This window comes from Acetomicrobium sp. UBA5826, assembly GCF_002433005.1.
In the GTDB taxonomy this organism is placed as follows: domain Bacteria; phylum Synergistota; class Synergistia; order Synergistales; family Acetomicrobiaceae; genus Acetomicrobium.
The window spans coordinates 1-18,738 of record NZ_DJHF01000009.1 but is presented as its reverse complement, the minus strand read 5'-3'; the positions used below and the strand labels follow the sequence as shown (position 1 = coordinate 18,738).

The 18,738-nt window shown below is 38.1% G+C and carries 16 protein-coding genes; all 16 read left to right on the top strand.

Going from position 1 to position 18,738, the window contains the following annotated elements:
* Positions 1-31: 31 nt before the first annotated feature.
* The 16 genes from B3N34_RS01825 to B3N34_RS01750 all read left to right on the top strand — a co-directional run bounded on the left by B3N34_RS01825 (position 32) and on the right by B3N34_RS01750 (position 18,554).
* The gene (locus tag B3N34_RS01825; protein ID WP_286974400.1) at positions 32-1,144 is read left to right on the top strand and encodes a DUF917 domain-containing protein; all 1,113 of its coding nucleotides are present in this window, start codon (positions 32-34) and stop codon (positions 1,142-1,144) included.
* 111 nt (positions 1,145-1,255) lie between these two features.
* Positions 1,256-1,567: an aspartate/glutamate racemase family protein gene (locus B3N34_RS01820; RefSeq protein ID WP_286974398.1), complete on the top strand. Its 312-nt coding sequence runs from the start codon at positions 1,256-1,258 to the stop codon at positions 1,565-1,567.
* The gene (locus B3N34_RS01815) at positions 1,545-1,958 is read left to right on the top strand and encodes an aspartate/glutamate racemase family protein (RefSeq protein ID WP_286974397.1); all 414 of its coding nucleotides are present in this window, start codon (positions 1,545-1,547) and stop codon (positions 1,956-1,958) included. Before B3N34_RS01820 ends, B3N34_RS01815 begins: the two co-directional genes overlap by 23 nt.
* Positions 1,959-2,007: 49 nt before the next feature.
* Positions 2,008-2,721: an aspartate/glutamate racemase family protein gene (locus tag B3N34_RS01810; protein ID WP_286974394.1), complete on the top strand. Its 714-nt coding sequence runs from the start codon at positions 2,008-2,010 to the stop codon at positions 2,719-2,721.
* Between the two features lie 31 nt (positions 2,722-2,752).
* Positions 2,753-3,583: a hypothetical protein gene (locus B3N34_RS01805; protein WP_286974392.1), complete on the top strand. Its 831-nt coding sequence runs from the start codon at positions 2,753-2,755 to the stop codon at positions 3,581-3,583.
* A gap of 34 nt (positions 3,584-3,617) precedes the next feature.
* Positions 3,618-4,907 (top strand): purine-cytosine permease family protein, encoded by a 1,290-nt coding sequence (locus B3N34_RS01800; protein WP_286974390.1) that lies wholly within the window; start codon positions 3,618-3,620, stop codon positions 4,905-4,907.
* A gap of 261 nt (positions 4,908-5,168) precedes the next feature.
* A complete protein-coding gene (locus tag B3N34_RS01795; protein WP_286974388.1) occupies positions 5,169-6,869 on the top strand; it encodes a helix-turn-helix domain-containing protein in 1,701 nt (566 codons plus the stop codon).
* Positions 6,870-7,224: 355 nt separating this feature from the next.
* Positions 7,225-9,273 carry a hydantoinase/oxoprolinase family protein gene (locus B3N34_RS01790; RefSeq protein WP_286974387.1) on the top strand — a complete coding sequence of 683 codons (2,049 nt, stop codon included), beginning with the start codon at positions 7,225-7,227 and terminating at the stop codon, positions 9,271-9,273.
* Positions 9,274-9,275: 2 nt separating this feature from the next.
* Positions 9,276-11,015 carry a hydantoinase B/oxoprolinase family protein gene (locus tag B3N34_RS01785; RefSeq protein WP_286974385.1) on the top strand — a complete coding sequence of 580 codons (1,740 nt, stop codon included), beginning with the start codon at positions 9,276-9,278 and terminating at the stop codon, positions 11,013-11,015.
* Between the two features lie 17 nt (positions 11,016-11,032).
* Positions 11,033-11,815, top strand: coding sequence for an aspartate/glutamate racemase family protein (locus B3N34_RS01780; protein ID WP_286974384.1), 783 nt, complete (start codon positions 11,033-11,035; stop codon positions 11,813-11,815).
* 93 nt (positions 11,816-11,908) lie between these two features.
* Entirely contained in the window at positions 11,909-13,195 is a 1,287-nt protein-coding gene (locus B3N34_RS01775) for a purine-cytosine permease family protein (protein ID WP_286974382.1), read from the top strand.
* Between the two features lie 83 nt (positions 13,196-13,278).
* Complete coding sequence (locus tag B3N34_RS01770) at positions 13,279-14,877, top strand: hydantoinase/oxoprolinase family protein (RefSeq protein ID WP_286974380.1); 1,599 nt, start codon at positions 13,279-13,281, stop codon at positions 14,875-14,877.
* Positions 14,878-14,894: 17 nt separating this feature from the next.
* On the top strand, positions 14,895-16,061 hold the full coding sequence (locus tag B3N34_RS01765) for a DUF917 domain-containing protein (RefSeq protein WP_286974377.1): 1,167 nt from the start codon (positions 14,895-14,897) through the stop codon (positions 16,059-16,061).
* A gap of 4 nt (positions 16,062-16,065) precedes the next feature.
* Positions 16,066-16,317, top strand: coding sequence for a hypothetical protein (locus B3N34_RS01760; protein WP_286974374.1), 252 nt, complete (start codon positions 16,066-16,068; stop codon positions 16,315-16,317).
* Entirely contained in the window at positions 16,318-17,415 is a 1,098-nt protein-coding gene (locus B3N34_RS01755; protein WP_286974372.1) for a M24 family metallopeptidase, read from the top strand.
* A 5-nt stretch (positions 17,416-17,420) separates the two neighbouring features.
* Positions 17,421-18,554, top strand: a complete 1,134-nt coding sequence (locus B3N34_RS01750) for a DUF917 domain-containing protein (RefSeq protein WP_286974370.1) — start codon at positions 17,421-17,423, stop codon at positions 18,552-18,554.
* The last annotated feature ends 184 nt before the right edge of the window (positions 18,555-18,738 follow it).

Below are 18,738 nucleotides of genomic sequence, written 5' to 3'. Positions count from 1 at the left end.
TAAGCTTAAATATTATGATAGGAGAGTAATAATGCAAAAACTTACAAAACAAGATATGTATGACATCTTATACGGTTGCACTATACTTGGAACGGGTGGTGGTGGTAAGCTCGAGAAAGGTTTAGCCCTAATAGACAAAGCATTTAATGAAGGAAAGAAAATTACACTTCTAGACCTCCATGAATTGCCTGATGATGCCCTGGTAGCATGTCCGTATTATTGTGGTTCAATATCACCAACAACTCCTGAGCAGGAAGAAAAATATAAGGGTTTACCTAAAATTGATGAAGAGCCTGCACTAAGAGCGTTCAAAGTGCTTGAAGAATATACTGGGAAAAAGTTCTATGGGGCAATAACTACAGAACTTGGAGGCTCTAATTCTGCGGTCGCCTTTTATGTAGCTGCCATGTTAGGAATCTATATAGTCGATGGAGATCCAGCAGGGCGTTCGGTCCCAGAACTTCAACATTCTACTTTCTATATTAATGGAATTTCGATAACTCCTATGGCAGTAGTAAATGAATTTGGGGATGCTGTAATTGTTAAGAATGTAGTAAATGATTTTAGGGCGGAAGCTGTAGTTAGAGCTATTGCTGTGGTTAGCAAGAATCAGGTAGGTGTTACCGATCACTTGGCTACAGGAAGCGAATTAAGAAATGGCGTAATACCCGGCGCTGTTACATATGCCTTAAAAATTGGCAGAGCTTACAGGGAAGCTAAAGAAAAGAATCTAGACGTTGTGGAAGAAATTGCCAGTGCCGGGAAAGGATATGTAGTTTTTAAAGGCCTTGTTGATGATTTGAAGTGGGAGGATAGGGATGGCTTTACTATTGGAGAGACTATTATAAAAGGCGAAAGAAAATTTGCGGGATCTTCTTATAAGATATGGTTTAAGAACGAAAATATAATATCTTGGAAAGATGGAGTCGTAGACATTACAGTGCCGGATCTTATATGCTTAATAGCAGATGAAACAATGGAGCCTGTAACAAACCCTGATTTTAAGCCTGGATTGCGAGTGTCTGTAATAGCACTACCCGCTCCCAAAGAATGGAGGACTGAAAGGGGATTAGAAATATTTGGACCAAAAAGCTTTGGATTTGATGTTGCATATCAGCCTATAGAAAATAGATATGCAAAGTAATGGCGCGTTAAATAAAGAAGGCTTGGGAAGTATTCCTCGAGCCTTCTTTTAGTAAGTTGCAGAGTAGATAGATATAAAAAATAAGATAAAGATGTGGTGGTATGTTAAATTATGAAGAAAAATATTCTCATCATTAATCCAGTAGCAACTGATAAATGGAATGCAACTGATGCTGAATATTTGAGGAAATGTGCCTCGGTAGATACTTGTATTAAAGTGATAAGCATTGAAAAAGGCCCTATTAGTATTGAATCTTTCTACGATGAGGCATTTGCCATGCCCGGGGTATTGGGGTTGGTTGAAGAAAATAAGAATAACTTTAATGGGATAGTGATCAATTGTTTTGCTGATCCGGGAGTATGTGCTGCAAGAGAAATCTGCTGCAAGAGAAATCTGCTGTGTGCCTATTGTAGGCCCAGGTGAAGTAGCTATGTTATTGGCTTCAATGCTTGGACATAAATTTTCTATAATCACCGTTAAAAAGAGCGTAGTGCCTATGTTTGAAATAAAGGCTAAAAAGATGGGTGTAGAGGAAAAACTAGCATCAATTGAATATGTCAATATTCCGGTACTGGATCTTGAGAAGGAAGCGGGTAGAGCTATTGACGAATTAGTAAAATCCATAAATAGGGCAACGAATGAAAAAGGTGCAGAGATTATAGTATTGGGTTGTACCGACATGTCTTTTTTATATTCCGATCTAGCTAAAAAGATAAATATTCCGATTATAGAACCAGCAGCTGCATCCTTAAAAACGTTAGAAACATTGATTGACCTAAAGCTTAGCTGCAGTAAGGCAGGTTTATTTTTTTAGCATTTTCAGCTTGCGAAAAGGGACGAAAGGGAAAGGGAAAGGGAATAAAATGAGAAGAATCCTTATAATAAATCCTATAACGTCAAAAGAATTTGATAACATGACAAAAGAATATCTTGAAAAGATAAAAGATCCATGTACACAAATTGAATGTGTAAGCATAAAGAAGGGCCCAGCATCAATAGAGACTTTTTACGATGAGGCTTTCGCCCAACCTGAGATATTAAAAGTAGCAGATCGATATAAGGACAAGTGTGACGCCATTGTTGTTGATTGTTTTGCTGATCCTGGTTTATATGCTATCAGGGAGCTTGTGGATATACCAGTGATTGGCCCTGCGGAAGCATCTATGGTTGTAGCCACCATGCTTGGGCATAAATTTGCTGTGATATCGACCATGAGAAATTCAGGACCTTGGACAGAGCTTCAAGCCATGGCTTATGGTTTGAGTAATCGTATGGCAGCAGCAATAGGCATAGATATACCTGTGTTAGAGCTTAGCAAAGATCCAAAAAAAACAGCAGGTTATATAGTCAAAGCCGCCAAAGAAATAATTCAACATAAAGGGGCCGAAGTAATCATTCTTGGATGCACTGGCATGGTATCAGTTGCCGAAATGGTCAAACAAGAGCTTGATGTTCCTTTAATAGAGCCTTTAGCTACATCGCTAAAAGTTGCGGAAATGATGATTGATTTAAAGCTAAGACATTCAAAGCTTGGACTTTATATGGCTCCAGAGAAGGGGAAAATTGTTGGTTATTAAAAGCAAAAAATTCGAGAGGCGATAAGCTGAAATGAAAGCTCAAGTGAGTTTAACAGTAAATGAGGCAAAATGGATTATTGCGAAGGGTTTAAAAGAATTACCCTTAGTTAAAAAGGCACTCAAGGAAGGCAAAATACTATTAAAAGGTGGGACAACTGTTTCTGCTGTATCTGAGGAACTTGTCCATATACCGCTTGGGATTTGTGGAAGGGTTAGTCCCAGGGGGACAAAATGCTCCAAATTTGATTTAGATGCTCCTCATTGCATATTGGTTGATAAAGGAGTTATTTGGGATATTGATGAAGAAAAAAAATTTGAAGCAAGTGCTTTGAGCATGAGAGAAGAGGATGTTTTTATAACTGGAGCAAATATATTTGATGTATTTGGTAACGCTGCCATGATGGCAGGGGTACCTTTTGGCAATTTCCCAGGCAAAATTATTCCTGCGATAAATTCAGAGGGTATTAAAATTATAATTGCCGTAGGGTTAGAGAAATTGAGCCCTATTCCTGTAAGTCAATCCATAAAAGCCGCTGGGAGAAGGACTATTGAACTTTCCTTCGGAATGGCCGTAGGGTTGATTCCTATTTGTGGCGAAATAATTCACGAGCAAAAAGCCATAGAGCTGTTGGCTAATGTGAAAGCTACCCCCATCGGGATGGGCGGAATATTAGGAGCTGAGGGAGCTACTACATTGGTTATTGAAGGACAATCGCAAGAGGTTCATAAGATTGTCGATCTTGTCAAAACCATTAAAGGTTCAATTATAAGTGGATCACCTAAAAGTTTAATAGAATGCGAGAGGGGTTCAATAGGCTGTAAGGATGATATGGGTTGTATGTATAAAAGAGGATTGTTATAAGCAAGTTTAATTAAACCGTAGGGGAGGGAGATTCGTGAAATTATCGGAGAAGTTAGAGGAGATTTTTGACAGTGGAGAAGATTATCCGAGAGAACCGGTACCAAGAGAGGCAAGAAAGCCCTGGTGGTCAATAGGAATAGTATGGGTAGGAGTCTACATATGCATTCCTTCGATCATAGAAGGTCTTCTGTTGATTGGAGGATTGCCATTTTGGGAGGCAATAGTGGCGGATCTGGTAGGAATTTCTATATTTCTTTTCTTCATGCTTTTTCAGGGTAACATAGGAACCCAGACAGGGCTATCTGCTTATATGGCTGCCAGGAATAGTTTTGGTTATGTAGGTTCTCACTTAGTGTCAATTATTGTTGCAATATGTGGTTTTGGATGGTTTGCCATTCAAGCTAGAGCATTCGGAGAAAGCTTGGTAGCTCTAGTAGGGCATGGAAATATTGCAATTATAAGCCTTATCGGTGGATTGACAATGATGCTCACTGCTATCTTCGGATACAGGGCAATTGAGGCTTTAAGCTATCCCTCTGTAATATATACTTTCATAGTTATGATTTATATGGCTATAAAGAGTTTCATGACATCTAATATGTCTTTTAGTGAGGCTATTGCTAAAACTCCGGTAACTGAACCTATGAGCTTCATTTCAGGAGTGTCAATGGTGGTTGGCGGAATGGCAATGGCGGTTGTCATATCACCAGACGTTAATAGATTTTCAAGATGTTTTAAAGATAATGCTAAAGCTTTGTTTCTTCTAACGTTGCCGATTGCCATAATTCAGCCAATTTCATCAATATTTATAGGAATGTATATGGGCACTGCTGAGTTGGGAAAAGCCTTAGTAATGGCCGGCGGTTTTCTCGGATTCTTCTTGGTGGTCCTTGGAGCATGGACTAGTAATGATAATAACTTGTATTCCTGCTCTCTGGCGGTATCGGAAATATTACCCACTAAGGCAAAGAGGTGGAAGACGGCATTATATTTAGGTGTTATTGCTTCTTTTCTAGCATCAGTAATAGACCTTCAGCAATATGGCAATATAATGTATTTATTTAATGCTTTTTGTATTCCAGTTGCGGGTGTTATGTGCGCAGACTATTATATACTTTCAAAAATGAAAGTAAAAAAAGAAATGAAAAAAGTAAATATGGTGGCGGTAATTTCGTTTTTTGCTGGTGGGCTTTTTGAAGTATTATTTGATTTTAATATTTTCCCTAACCCTATCTTACCGACTCCAGTGATGACAATTGTCCTTGCGGGGACTATTTATGTTTTTGGTATGTTAATCGTGGATAAAAAAAGAGTTAACATTTAACTGAGGAGGGAGGCATGATAATTTGGCATATTTTTTTAGTAGGCTGTTAATAAAGTAACATGAACTACATATTCATTTACTAAAATATCATGCAATATATTGTCCATGTGCTTGCACAAGTGGTGTTCTATTTTGACGTAAATATTACTATAATATATGACAAACAATGAAATATATTTAAGGAATTTAAAAAATATATTGTATACGATATAATAAAAAATAAATTGCGTTATATTGTGGTACAAGGGTTGGGTGTTTTAAATGGAAGGTATAACTGTAAGCGATGCCTATGAAGTATTACGTGATGATGGTATTGTTTGGAAAGCAGGGAAGAGCGGCGAAAGCAATATCATAAATGCTGTAACTGTGTTAGAAATCCTTAATTGTATGGAATGGATACTTGGCGGTGAAATGATTTTAACTACACTTAATGTGTGTAAAAGCGAAAAAGACAAGTTAGACCTTATCAGAGATTTAAGAAATGGAGGGGCTGCATGTGTTATAGTACATCCTGGCAACAAGGAAGAGTTAATAAATATAAATAATATTGTAAGTTATGCTGATTCAATTGGATTTCCTCTTTTTTTAGCGGAGCGTAAAGTTCCTTATTCTTTAATTATAAAGAAAATTTACGAGAATCTTCTTAACAAAGAGGAAAATGCTCTTAAAAAAGCACAACAAATAAATAGTATGATGAACAATATCCTTATAAGCGATTATAAGGGTGTCAGTAAAATAATAGAAAAATTATCATCCATTGTCGGAAAAAACGTAGTGTTGCTTGATGATTTTATGAATGTTATTGCTGAAAAATATAACTCTGAAGGTAAAGAAATAACGGATGAAAATAAAAAAAAGATATTTGAATATATTAAAACATGTTTGTATAATACGTTTTATATGCAAAATGTATCTAACGATATAAAAATAATAAATTTTGATGAGCAATATGATATTATGATAATTCCTATTAATATTAATAAAAACTTTTATAGATATCTTATTATTTTTAAATATGGCAAAATAAGTGATAAAGAAAAGGAGTTTATTCATGTAGCTCTCCCAGGGACAATTAGTGCATTGAAAGTCGACATGTTAACAACTCAAGCAATTTTAGATACAGAACAAAGATTAAAATCTGATTTTTTCTATGATATAGTTAATGAAAGGCATACATCTAATGAACTTATGTTGAGAAGAGCGCGGACGTTGGGTTTAAACTTGCTTGAAAAAAATTTTCTAGTCGTTGTAGATCTTGATGATTTCGAAAACTATTATAAAGAAAATTATACCAAAGGAGAATGTCATTTCCAGCGCATCAAAAGAGATCTAAAAAAATCTGTAGAACAAGCCTTTAGAGTAGCGAAAATGGAAAGGCGCGTGGCATTTTTTGTACAACAGAGTGATGCATGTATTTTAGTAGTTGGATTTACGTATAAAGAATATAAAACTGGAATATACAAAAATATAATTGATACAATATCTAATAATATAATAAAAATATTTGATGAGAAAAATGCAGATATATCAGTAACTATAAGCATAAGCTCTGATTTCAGCAGTTTAAATGATACAAATAATGCTTTTAATCAAGCATTATTTGCTAAAGATATTGGGAAAAAATTATTTAATTCTAAAAAAATTCTTTATTACGATGACATGGGAATATATAAGTACGTGTCATTTGAAAATAAGGATGATATATTAACACATCACCCTCTCAGAGCTCTATATGCCCTAGATGAGGATGATAAGTTGTCTTTATTAGAAACGTTAGAGGTATTCCTAGATAATTATCCAAGCATTAAAACTACCGCAGAGAAATTATATATCCATCCTAACACCGTTAAGTACAGGATAAAGAAAATCAAAGATGTTGTTGGGGCACAAATATTGGATGATCCCCAGGCAAGGCTTCAATGTCATCTTCTATTGAAGATTTTGAAAGCGTCCCGTTTTTAATAGGGCTAGCAAATTGTCCCTCAGGAACAAATAATAACATCCATTTTGTCCTATAAAGATATTGAAAACAGCCAGTGATGCAATTACCCTTATTGCATATCTACATCTCTTATAAAAAACGCTAATAAATAGGTCGACAATCTAAGCGTAGCAAAGCATCACAAGTCCATTAATCAAAAAAATCTTCATATCAATATTAATAGAATATGTTTAAAAGAGTACTATTAATCCTAAATTAAAATGATAACAATATATAGATATTTGCAGATTTAATCAACGTTTCTTTTTAATAGTGTGTTGAATTATAATAAATTATATAGCTATATAGTAAACATAAAAAAGGAGGTTTTTTTAATTGAGTTACAGGATTGCTGTCGATATAGGAGGAACATTTACGGACTATGTTGCTTTAGATGAAGAAACGAGTGCATTAAAAATTTATAAATCTCCGAGTACTCCTAAAAACTTTGCCGATGGTGTGATGAACTGTATTGAAGGTGCAGGTATCCCTTTAAACGAAGTTAGTTTTCTCGTACACGGCAGCACGATCGTAATTAATGCATTAACTGAAAGAAAAGGTGCACGTACTGCATTAATTACTACTCAAGGTTTTCGAGACGCTTTGGAAATTGGTAGAGCAAACAGAACTGATCTCTATAATTTGCGATTTCAAAAACCCACACCGTTCGTACCTAGAAAATACCGATTTGAGGTAACCGAACGGCTTGATAAAGACGGTAATGTTTTAATTCCTCTAGATGAAAATGACGTGAAGGAAATTGCGACACGATGTAAAAAAGAAGGTATCGAAGCCATAGCGGTATGCCTGTTACATTCTTATGCAAATGCAGTACATGAAGAAAAGGTAGGCAAATTGCTTCGAGAATTATTGCCAGAGGCAGAAATAAGTTTGTCATCAGAAGTCATAAAAGAGTGGCGAGAATATGAAAGAAGCAATACTACGGTGTTTAATGCTTACGTTAAGCCAGTTGCACGCAAGTATCTAGATACATTAAAAGAAATAATGAAGCAAAAGGGGTTACAACATGAGCCATATGCCATGCTTTCTAACGGTGGTTCTGCTACTTTTGAGATGACCAAGATGACACCTATTAATGTTATTGAATCCGGTCCTGTTGGAGGAGTGATCGGCGGGAATGAGCTTGGCAAGATATTGGACGAAAAAAATATAATAACATTTGATATTGGAGGCACAACAGCTAAGACATCACTCGTATACAATAATGAAGTCCGATTGACTAATGACTATTATTTGGAAAGGACGCCAATTTATCCTGGATATCCAGTCAGATCTGCAATTGTCGATATTATAGAGATAGGAGCTGGCGGTGGAAGCATTGCATGGATTGATCCTGTGGGCAATCTTAAAGTAGGGCCTCAGAGTGCAGGGGCTGATCCAGGTCCAGCATGTTACAACATAGGTGGGACAGATCCGACATTAACAGATGCAAATTACATTTCTGGCAGGATAGATCTCAAAAGATTTTTAGGTGATAAATATAATATTGATATCCATAAATCTCGTGATGCTGTTGCAAAGATAGCAAGCCATTACAACATATCAGTAGAAGAAGCAGCAAGGGGTATCATTCGTATTGCAAATAATAACATGATGAATGCATTAAGGCTTGTTTCGGTGCGTCGCGGATACGATCCTCATGATTTTGTTTTAGTTGCCATGGGTGGCAATGGAGGAGTACACGGACCTTTCTTGGGTAAAGAGCTTCATGTAAAAAAAATTATTATACCCAGAAACCCGGGGGTATTCGGAGCTTGGGGTATGTTAATGACGGACATGAGGCAAGATTACATTCAGACACGAGTTACCCCAATAGTTGAAGATCATCTTGATGCTATTAATTCTATCTATTTCGAACTTATTGAGAATGCAAATGATGTATATAAAAGCTACGGGTTATACGATGTATATGTAACCAAAGCAGCCGATATAAGGTATGTTGGCCAAGAGCACACTGTCAAAACTCCGATTCCTGGACATACACTGGACAGCAAGGATATCCCCTTAATTAGGAAGTCTTTCGAATCTCTTCATGAGCAACATTATTCCTTTAAGCTTGAGACTACACCAATCGAAATCGTTAACTACCATGTAATTGCTTACTGCAAGGTACAAAAATCGGAGATAAAGCCTATAAAAATTCAAGGGTCCACAAAAGATGCTTTTCGTACTTCTCGCCAAGTAGATTTCGATGAGTATGGTCTCATAAAGGATGTACCTGTGTATGTTCGCGAAAAGTTGGGGAATAACAATTCAATTCAAGGCCCTGCGATAATCGAGGAGAAGACCTCAGTAACTGTGGTGTATCCCGATCAAAAGGCTACGGTGGACGATTATGGCAATTTAATAGTGGAGGAGGACTAAGGATGGCTGGCGTTGATCGATTTACCCTAGAGAATGTTGCCGATGGCCTGGTAGCAGCCGCAGATGAAATGTTTTTGAGTTGGGCTCGCACAAGCCAAAGTACGATCATTTACGAAGTGCTTGATTTTGCTACGGGGCTAACTGACGCGGAGGGCAATCTTATTGCCCAAGCCAATGGCGTTACCGGGTTTTTGGCTACAATTACTTATTCAGTTAAATCTGTCTTAAAAAAAATTGGAAAGGAGAATTTGAAGCCCGGGGATATCATTTTGACCAATGACCCCTATACGGGCAGTGGTACACATCTTTGTGATGTTTCAGCTATTATGCCCATTTTTTATGGCGATAAGATAATAGCTTTTGCTGCAAATAAAGGGCATTGGAACGAGATAGGCGGCAAATCGCTCGGCAGTTGGTCTACTAATGCAACTGAGATATATCAAGAAGGGTTGCAGTTTCCAATCATTAAGGCATATGAGCAGGGTAAGCTTAATGTTGCAATTAGAGATATGATCGAGGCTAACGTGAGAACGCCAAGTATGACGGTCGGCGACCTATATGCTCAAACGGCTGCTTTAAGAGTAGCAGAAAAAAGGGTGCTTGAGTTGTGCTCTCGTTATGGTTCGGATGCGATTGAAATGGCCATTAAACAGATGCTAGATAACGGGAAAAAATTAGCTCTGCAGGAATTAGAGAAGTTGCCGCACGGGACTTTTGAGGCTGAAGGATATATAGACACCGAAGCTAATGATATTGATGATGTCTATATAAAAGCGAAAGTAACTATCACTGATGACTCGTTTACAATCGACTTAACGGGTTCTGGAGATCAGGTTCCCGCCCCAATTAATTGTTCTCGATATGGTGCCTTGGGTGCAGCAAGGGTGGTCTATAGGGCGTTGGTTTGTCCACATGCTGACACAGAGGGCAACGAGGGATTTTATAGTCCCTTGAAAGTTATCGTTCCAGATGGGACTATCTTTTCTGCAGTAAGACCATATCCAGTATCGTGTAACTGGGAAGCATTCTCTCATTTGGTAGACCTCGTAGTAAAAGCAGTAGCAGAATGTGTGCCAGAAAGGGTAACGGCGGGCCACTTTTTGTCCATAGTGGGCACAATAGTGGGGGGTATTGATGATAAGACAAAAGAGCCTTTTGTTTTATGCGAACCACAAGCTGGTGGGTGGGGAGCTGGTTTTGATAAGGACGGAGAAAGCGGATTAGTAGCCATAGATGATGGAGAGACATATATCATCCCCGCAGAAGTTGCAGAACATAAATATCCTATCGTAGTTGAGCAATACTCGTTCAATTTGCAATCAGGAGCAGGTGAATATAGGGGAGGTTATGGCTTAGTACGCGATTATAGGATTTGTAATTCAAACGCTGAGTTGACTACTATCGCGAGTCGATATCGCTATAAACCATGGGGCTTAAAGGGTGGAAATGAAGGTTCTAACAACAAGGTTCAAGTGTATCATAGTGATGGTAAAATGATTGAAAGGGCCACTTTTTCCAATTATCCCTTAGGAAATGGAGATCTCATAAGATTTATAACAGGAGGAGGTGGTGGTTACGGAGATCCTTTAAGTCGTGATCCTAAAATGGTCCTTGAAGATGTTGAAAATGAGTATATAACAATAAAAGAAGCAAATGAAATATATAAAGTTGATATAAAATTGAAATCTGAGAATATATATTTAGATATTGAAAATACAAATAATCTTAGAAATAACAAATAAAAAGGAGAGGGTCTGTTATGAGTAAAAACAAAAGGATACTTTTTATTAACCCAGTGAAAGAAGTAGAGGGCGAAGAATATATGCGAGATTACATTAAATCTGCCGTAGATGAATCTGTAGACATCGATGTGGCTTCACTTGGAAGGGGGCCATTGCACCTAGAGTACCATTACTATGAGGCGTTAATAGGAGTAGATATGCTTCATATGATCAAAAAGGCTGAAAAAGATGGTTATGATGCTGCAGTGATAGGTTGCTTCTATGATCCTTTTTTAAGGGAAGCAAGAGAGATATGCGATCAGATGGTGGTCACAGCTCCTGCTGAATCGTCTTTAATTATAGCCTCTAGTTTAGGCAATAGCTTTTCTGTGATCGTAGGTAGAAGAAAATGGGTTCCGGTCATGAAAGAAAATGTGTTCAAATATGGTTTTGGAGAAAAACTTGCCTCTTTTAGGATTTTGGGTCTTGGAGTGCTCGATTTTCATGCAGATGAAAACAGGACGAGAGATCGTCTTATACAAGAAGCAAAAGAAGCGGTAGATAATGACGGAGCAGAATGCCTAGTTTTGGGATGTACAATGCAATTCGGATTTTATCGAGAGTTGCAGGAGATTGTTGGAGTTCCTGTAATCGACGTTATTTTAGCTCCCATTAAACATGCTGAGATGTTGGTTGAGGTTCGTGACAAATTTGGATGGAAAGTAGGCAAGAAAGGCGGTTATGAAACACCACCCCTGGATGAAATAAGAAGATTTGATATCGAAGGACAATACGGTGTAGAGGGCTTATGGTTAAAATAAGCCGTTTTGCGTAACTACCTCTACTCCATGGAAAGTTTATCCATGGAGTAGAGGTAGGTCATTGCCAATTAAGGATAAGAGAGGTAGATAGGGATGGGTGAGGTCAAAAAAGGAGAATCCATGGTGCGAGTTGAAGAGGAATACGCAGAGAAAGTTATTCCTTCAAATAAGCGGAGGCATTGGTTTTATGTGGGTAGCGTTTATTTTGGAATGACAGCTGTTATTGTTGTGTGCATGACGGCAGGGGGCCTTATGCATGGTTTGTCATTTGTAAATTCTATTATGGCTATGGTTGCCGGACTGGCTATACTGTTCGTTCTTTTTTTCTTTCCTTTGGGGAAAATGGGAGCTGAGGTTGGATTAAATACATATCTTTTAGGTGAATGCGCATTTGGAACTTTTGGAAGCAAACTAGCGACGGCTTTAGTTGTAACAGCATTACCATCTATTGCATGGTATGGTATTGAGACGGAAATTGCTGTTAAAGCTTTAGCTTCTGTTGTTGCCATACCAGGGGGCAAAATTGGTATCGGGATATTAACGTTACTTTTTGGGATATTATTTGCCATCCCTCCTATGATAGGTATTACTTCAATGGCATGGATTAATTGGATTGGTATTCCAGTTATGGCAACAATTATTGTTTATGGGGTCAAGTTGGGTCTTTCAGTTGCAGGATTAGAGGCAATACTTTCTTTTGTGCCGGCTGAGAATTTAAGTTTGATGTGGGGGGTTAATATTCAAATAGGGGCGTTAATAGTAGGATGTTGTTTTGTTGCAGATTATACAAGATGGATAAAAAACGAAAATCGCGACATTTTCTTTGCGGGTTTATTCGGTTTATTCCCAGCTTCGATACTGTTAGGAATAGGTGGCATGGTAATGGCACTATCTTCAGCAAAGCTAGGAGTAGAACAGACATGGAATATAGTTGATGTTATGGTTAAGTTAGGAATGCCAGGTTTAGCATTAATATTAATATTTATGCTTCAGTGGACTACCTGTATTACTGCAGCTTATAGCTCAGGTCTGGCCTTAAAAAAACTATTTGGAGGGAGCAGGGTATTTTATACATTACTATCTGCTATTATTGGAAGTGTGCTTGCCATAACAGGTATTGTTAGTTATTTTTTATCATTTCTTGGATTGATAGCAGTTTTAATACCACCAATTGCAGGTGTGATAATTACTGAGTACTATTTCGTCTCACATAGGAAATTTAAACCTAAATCTGAAAGTATTTATTTGCCTGGGATTATTTCAATAGTGATAGGTGGAATAATAGCATATTTTGATACTATATTTATACCAGCACTCACTGGATTGCTACTTAGCTCTTTAATTTATTATTATATATCAAATATATATATTAAAAAATAATTTAAATAGTTTATTTCGAGAATTATAAATATCAATTGATATATAATGTCAATCTATAGCATATTGCGATAGGAGGAAGTCTTATGGGAAAAGATGTTAGAATTGGATTTGATGTAGGAGGAACTTTTACGGACGGTGTTATGTTAAGGGGTAAGGACGTTCTTGCTAAGGCAAAAGCTCTCACTAGCGAAGATGTTACATCAGGAATTATACATGCTTTAGATATTCTTTTAAATACTAATAAAGCCGAAGTTGCTGAAATTGCACTTGTATCACTTGGAACAACCCATACTACCAACGCAATAATAGAAAGAAGAAACTTGAACAAGGTAGGGATTTTTAGATTGGGGGCACCTGCTACGACTGCTATTCCCCCTCTAACTGGGTGGCCTAACGATTTAAAAATAGCTATTGGAGGCGAAGAAAACATATTTATAATCCGAGGGGGGAAAGAGTACGATGGAAGAGATATCGCTCCGCTCGATGAAGATGCTATAAAAAATGCATGTAAAAAAATAGCGGGAAAAGTAGACTCTATCGCTATTACCGGGGTGTTTTCTCCAATAATCCCAGACCAGGAGGAAAGAACTGCTGAAATAATACGACAAGAATTAGGCGACAATATTCCAATTACATTATCAAATCATATTGCTTCTATATCATTATTAGAAAGGGAAAACTCAACAATCTTAAACGCTTCTGTAATAACGGTGATGAGAAAAGCCATAGATGCATTAAAAACAGCAGTCAAAGAGCGTGACATAAATGCGCCATTGTTTATAGTACAGAATGATGGAACCATTATGTCGGCAGATTATGCGGTTAACTACCCAATTTTTACTGTAGCTTCAGGACCTGCAGCCAGCGTGCGAGGTGCCGTTTACCTCTCGGGGATTGACAATGGTGTAATTGTAGATATTGGAGGTACTTCTACGGATGTTGCATTTATAGTTAACGGCTTCCCGAGAGAGTCCTCCGTTACTGTCACGATTGGAGGAGTCAAGACAAACATTCGCTGCCCTGACCTCATGTCAATAGCCCTAGGTGGAGGAACTATTGTAAAAACAAGGAGCCAAGATGTAATTGGCCTAGGGCCTGAGAGTGTTGGATATAACTTAGTAAAGTTAGCTAAATCATTTGGAGGTCCTATTATTACAACTCATGATGTAGCTGTTGCAAAGGGTCTAGTTAATCAGAAACTTGATGTATTTGAATCTGATTTTGCGCCATACATAGAGAACGTTAAGAAGCTAGATAAGAAGATTATTGATGCAGCATATGAAGCAATAAAAAAGAGGCTGGAAGTCGCTGTTGACCAGATGAAGACTGTAGCTGGTGATATAAAGGCCATTTTTCTTGGTGGAGGTGCTCTTGTGGTGCCTCGAGAAGGTCTTGAGGGAATCTCGGAAGTAATATTGCCGCCCCATTTTGAAGTATGTGGAGCCATAGGTACTACTATTGCTGAAATTGGCGCATACGCCGAGGGGGTAGCTGATCTTGAAATTGAAGATAGGAATGAGGCTATAAATAAAGTTATTGAAAAGGCAAAAGACGAAGCTCAAAAGGCGGGGGCAATTAGGCATAGTGTTGAAATACTTGATATCGAAGAAATCCCCTTTGCCTATATGCCTGGAAAGCGCGAAAAGGTACGCGTCAGAGTTAAGGGGAAAATTTTCGAATAAAGAAGGGAGACATAGATATGTCAGATAAGCTTTTTGAGACACTTAAAAAATGGGGCATAAATAATTACAAAATTATAGATAAAGAAGCTGTTAAAGAAATAACTCTTGGTGCTTCCATACTTGCAACTGGAGGTGGTGGAGATCCTGAAATTGGTCTCCTTTGGGCATATAAGGTCCTTGACGAAGGCAAGACAATAGTCATGATAGATCCTATGGATATACCAGATGATATTTTGGTGGCCAGTCCGGCTACTTTGGGTGCTCCAGTAGTGCTTACTGAAAAACCCCCATCTCATGAGGTGCTAAGCAATGCTATAAGCAATTTGGAACGATACATAGGAAAGAACCTACAGGCGACCATTCCAATAGAATGTGGAGGGGTTAATTCTACTTTAGCTTATGCTGCTGCAGGGGAATTTGGTGTTCCTGTAATAGATGTAGATGGTATGAATCGAGCTTTCCCGGAGCTCCAAATGACCTCATGGGTTACCTTTGGCGTAAATGCTTCACCTACAGTTTCATGCGACGATAGGGGAAACGTTACTGTTATAGATACAAAGGATGACAATAGAATGGCCGAAAACATAGCTCGTAGAGTTGCTATGGCTTATGGTGGAATTTCTTGGATTGCCACTTATCCCATGACTGGAAAACAAGTCAAAGAGGCTTCTATTTTAAACTCACAAAGTATTGCCTGGGAGTTAGGGAAAGCTGTTTATAGAGCAAGGGCGAAGCATCTTGATCCAGTAGAGGAAATGTTAAAGAGTCTTAAGGCGACTCGAAATGTTATTGGTATCAAGGTATTTAAAGGAAAAATTGTTGATATTTCCCGCGAATTTGGAGGTGAGTCATCGAAGGGCTTTAGCCTCGGCAAGGTGAAGATGGAGGGTTTAGAGGACTATAAAGGAAGGATTGCTGAGATAGATTTTCAAAACGAATGGTTGATATTAAAAATTGATGGCACAACAAGGTGTCTTCCGCCCGATTTAATCGCTATCGTTGATCCTGAGACTGGCGAGCCTATTCGTACCGATATTATGAAATATGGCTATAGAGGAACTATTATACTTATCCCTGCCCATGAAAGAATGAGGTCACCCAAAGGCATAGAGCTTTTTGGCCCAAAATATTTCGGTTATAAAAGTGATTATGTGCCTGTAGAAGAGCTTAATAGGGAGGTGTAAAGAAGTGACTTATAAATTGAGCGAGACAGAGAAAGCTATAATAAGCTTCTTAAAAGATAACCCTTATAGTGAAGAAAAAACAATAATTGAAGCGATAGGTAAATTGCCTGACTTTGATAAGTCCCTGAAGCATTTAACGGACAATATGATATTGATAGAACTTACAGCACCCTCGGACTCTAGCCTGGAATCCAGGGTACCTAAAAAAATATACATGCTTAATCCGGAAAAAGAAAATGAATTAGAAGGGATATAAATGAATTTCGAGAAAAGAATTGATAAGCTTATTAGATTACTAAGGAAAAAAGGCTTAGATGCTGCTATTTTAACGAGTAGATCTAATACAAGATATTTCACTGGCATAAGATTTAATACTACATCTTTTTCTATACTTTTTGTTTCTGAAAGAGGAAATATTGTCTTCCTTGTGCCAACGCTTGACTATAAAAGAGTAAAAAAGGATTGTTGGATAAGGGATGTAAGGCAATTTCCGGAAGATAATCCGAATTACTTGGCACCCCTTAAAAAAGTCCTTTCAGATAACATGACACGCCAAATTGGCGTAGAATTTCCCGCAATATCAATTGAAGGGGAAAACTTAATAAAAGAGGTTACCAATGCAATATTAGTAAATATCGATAGCGACTTGTCAACTCTAAGAAGTATTAAAACTAAAGAAGAAGTTGAGCTTATAAGAGCAAGCGCAAAAATTGCAGATGAAGCAATGACAAAGGCTTTAGAAAGTGTAAAAGATGGAATGCGAGAATACGAGGTATCAGCAATTGCGTTAAACGTAATGATGAAGGAAGGTGCGGAAGGACCTTCCTTTGAGCCTTTCGTGATGTCTGGCGAAAATGCTTGGCTTCCTCAGAGGTTTTCCTCAAAAAAAGAATTGAAGAGAGGGGAAATGATTCTTTTCGACATGGGGTGCATTCTTGACGGCTACTGCTCCGATATAACTAGAACATTTTCGCTGGGCGGGCTTTCAGATGAGCAAAAGGAGTTATTTAAGATAGCATATGAGGCTCAAAAGAGAACTGTAGCCGCGATAAAACCCGGCGTTTCAGGAGGAGATGTAGATAAAGTAGCGAGAGAATATATTGCTCAGAATGGGTATGGGAAACATTTTCCTCACCTTACGGGCCACGGCTTAGGACTTAGCATTCATGAGATGCCAATACTAGACGAGGATTTTGAGGTGGTTTTAGAACCGGGTATGGTGGTTACCGTTGAACCTGGTATTTATGTGGAAGGTATTGGAGCTGCTCGCATTGAAGACATGGTGCTTATAACAGAAGATGGTTTTAGCCTTTTAACGGGTACACCGCGGGATTTGATAGATATAGGAAGGTGATATTGGTGAATGTTTATGACATCTTAAAAGAGTGGGGCGTTACAACATATAAAGTGATCAACGAAGATGATTTGAGAGAAATAACTCTTGGTGCCTCCATTCTTGCGACGGGAGGAGGAGGTGATCCTGAAATAGGTTTTTTATGGGCATTAAATGTCTTAAAAGAGCAAAAAGATATAGTAATAATTGATCCACTTGACTTTCCAGACGATGCTTTGGCAGTAATTGCCGGTTGTCTTGGGGCACCGATAGTGCTAACCGAAAAGCCCCCTAATGGCAAGGAAGTATTATGGGGCATTGATGGATTGCGTAAGTATCTTAAAGAGGAAGTAAAAGCTATTATTCCTCCTGAAGCAGGGGGAGTAAATACGCCTGTTCCCATGGCAGTGGCAGGGGTTGTAGGAGTCCCAGTGATTGATGCCGACGGAATGGGGCGAGCTTTTCCGGAACTTCAAATGACCTCTTTTTATACCCATGGCGTTTCCCCATCACCAACGGCGGCAGCAAACGAGAAAGGTGCCATAACAATTGTTGATACTGAAAATGCTCTTATGGCTGAAAGAATAACAAGAAATGCGGCCATGGCATATGGTGGTATTTCGTGGATTGCAGGTTATCCCATGACGGGGAAAGAGCTTAAGAAAGCAGCTATCTTTAATTCCATTTCCAAAAGCTGGGAATTGGGAAAAGTCGTTTATCGATGTCGGAAGTTTCATGATGATCCAATTGAAAATGTAGTGCAGATTACAGGCGGCTTCAGGGTATTTAAAGGAAAGATCGTCGACATTTCAAGGGAATTTGGTGCTGAAAAGACTAAAGGCTTCTCAATGGGTAGATTAACGCTTGAAGGGCTAGACGATTATTCTGGTTCAAAGGCATTTGTAGATTTTCAGAACGAATGGCTTAGGCTGGAGATCGATGGGCGAGTTATGTGTCTCCCACCTGATTTGATACTTATTCTCGACTCGGAAACAGGTGAGCCCATAAGGACTGATATTGTTAAGTATGGATATCGTGGAAGCATAGTTGTAGTGCCAGCGGATGAGAAAATGCGTACAGAAATGGGCATAAAGGCATTCGGTCCAGAGTATTTTGGTTATAATGAACCCTATGTTCCTGTGGAAAAACTTATAAAATAATAATTTTTTGTTTAAGACGATATAAATTGATATAAAAATTATAAGAAGGGGGTATTTGTATACTTTTAAAGTATATTGTATACACTAAATTATAATTCTTTGCCATTATCACAACGAAACTTATATAGAAATACGATATTGCAAATTGGAGTTGTAGTTTTTACCTGCGTCGATCCCCGAAGGC

Coding starts and splice junctions, on each gene's coding strand:
- B3N34_RS01785 (WP_286974385.1), top strand. CDS start 9,276: ATGGCTGGCGTTGATCGATTTACCCTAGAGAATGTTGCCGATGGCCTG.
- B3N34_RS01775 (WP_286974382.1), top strand. CDS start 11,909: ATGGGTGAGGTCAAAAAAGGAGAATCCATGGTGCGAGTTGAAGAGGAA.
- B3N34_RS01755 (WP_286974372.1), top strand. CDS start 16,318: ATGAATTTCGAGAAAAGAATTGATAAGCTTATTAGATTACTAAGGAAA.
- B3N34_RS01770 (WP_286974380.1), top strand. CDS start 13,279: ATGGGAAAAGATGTTAGAATTGGATTTGATGTAGGAGGAACTTTTACG.
- B3N34_RS01810 (WP_286974394.1), top strand. CDS start 2,008: ATGAGAAGAATCCTTATAATAAATCCTATAACGTCAAAAGAATTTGAT.
- B3N34_RS01820 (WP_286974398.1), top strand. CDS start 1,256: ATGAAGAAAAATATTCTCATCATTAATCCAGTAGCAACTGATAAATGG.
- B3N34_RS01780 (WP_286974384.1), top strand. CDS start 11,033: ATGAGTAAAAACAAAAGGATACTTTTTATTAACCCAGTGAAAGAAGTA.
- B3N34_RS01825 (WP_286974400.1), top strand. CDS start 32: ATGCAAAAACTTACAAAACAAGATATGTATGACATCTTATACGGTTGC.
- B3N34_RS01805 (WP_286974392.1), top strand. CDS start 2,753: ATGAAAGCTCAAGTGAGTTTAACAGTAAATGAGGCAAAATGGATTATT.
- B3N34_RS01765 (WP_286974377.1), top strand. CDS start 14,895: ATGTCAGATAAGCTTTTTGAGACACTTAAAAAATGGGGCATAAATAAT.
- B3N34_RS01795 (WP_286974388.1), top strand. CDS start 5,169: ATGGAAGGTATAACTGTAAGCGATGCCTATGAAGTATTACGTGATGAT.